Origin of the sequence: Zooshikella ganghwensis DSM 15267 (assembly GCF_000428585.1) — a bacterium.
In the GTDB taxonomy this organism is placed as follows: Bacteria; Pseudomonadota; Gammaproteobacteria; order Pseudomonadales; family Zooshikellaceae; genus Zooshikella; species Zooshikella ganghwensis.
In genome coordinates this window covers 1-1,394 of the sequence record NZ_AUAF01000382.1, presented here as the reverse complement: position 1 = coordinate 1,394, position 1,394 = coordinate 1, and the positions used below count along the sequence as shown (strand labels likewise).

Here is a 1,394-nt window from a genome sequence, read left to right as displayed (position 1 = left end):
GAGTACCAGCCTCAGAAAGAATTAAACTACGGTGAACAAATCGCTAATGATGTCATGAACCACTACAACCGAATAGGTCGTGGTGAGTCGAATACGACTGATGGGGTTGATTTAAAAGGGAGGGTTACTAGTCCCCTGAAAAAAATAGAGTTTAATACCGCTAGTAAAGGAAAATATAGGCGAGGAGGTAAGTTAAGTTTGAATACTGATAACCTGAATGGAAGTACTCTCGTTGATATAGACAAGCTAGAAATGGATCATACTAATTTACGTAAAAGAGTTAATGAGTTTGCAGCTATGGATCCTTCATCGCCTATTTTTTTAAGTAAGGCTGATCAAAAGACCATCGAAGATTATGAGTTTATGGAAACACTTTTATGTGACAAGTCTTCTTACATAGACGATTTTATTGGTGCAGATACGTTTATATATGAAGATGGCCTTGCATCACGGGATTTTATGTTGGAAGGACGAGGTGTTGTTAAAGGCGGTAATTATAATTATATTTCTGTAGGTATGATGGCCGCTCGATATAATCACAACCAGTTTGTAACTCCATTTCAAGTTGTAGGATGGAACGGTTTACAGCTCTTACTCATGCAGGGAAAACATAATTATCAACAGATGTTTTCAGGCAGTGTTTGGGCTCGTTATGGGCACGAAACTTACAGAAATAAGATAAAGTAGTTATAAAATGCTAAAAAAAACTGTTTTTTATACATTGTCAGCTATAATTTTGTCTGTATTGATATTTTTAATATATTTTTATTACATGGCCTCAAGTTCTTGTCGAATTTTAGAAAAAGTGTCAAATGATGATGAGTTAAACAATAGTTTGAGAAATGATTTATCAAGGTTTATAAACCTTGATAAAACTCAGCTAGATATGAAGAGTAAAGCTGGTCTTATATTTAGTATCCGAGAATTTAGTATGCCATTTAGCACTTCAATTGAAGAGCTAAATAGCAAAGGTAGTAATGTAAAACTAGTATTTAAAAGTAATAGAGAGGATAAACAATTCAGGAGCTCCTCTAATATTCAAGAGGTTGGAATTGGTTACTCAAGAGCTTATATAATGTACAAAGTGAGTAGTGCCAATAACTATCAATTAGGAAACCAATCGCTTGAACTATCAGATGACTCTTATGTCAGTTGTAAAGTTTATGAATAGTTTATAGCTAGCTCAAAGTAGCAAGAAAGTATTTTTAATTTTATGGCCCACAGTTGTGGGCTTTTTTATTTTTTGGAATAAATTTTAAGGCACCCGCTGTACATCATAAGTTACTGATATGGCAGCTAGAGGGGTGGCCACGATTCTGAACAAATACAGCCACTTCTCTTATAACCTGCTAATTTTCTTAGCAATACTTATACGCTAGGTAAGCTCTAAACAC

General features: G+C 34.5%; 2 protein-coding genes. Both read left to right on the top strand.

The features are described from left to right. A partial coding sequence (locus tag F607_RS35045) for a hypothetical protein (protein WP_038292671.1) occupies window positions 1-687 on the top strand: 687 nt, incomplete at its 5' end. Window positions 688-694: 7 nt separating this feature from the next. Next, complete coding sequence (locus tag F607_RS0127175; RefSeq protein ID WP_027710487.1) at window positions 695-1,171, top strand: hypothetical protein; 477 nt, start codon at window positions 695-697, stop codon at window positions 1,169-1,171. Window positions 1,172-1,394: the final 223 nt, after the last annotated feature.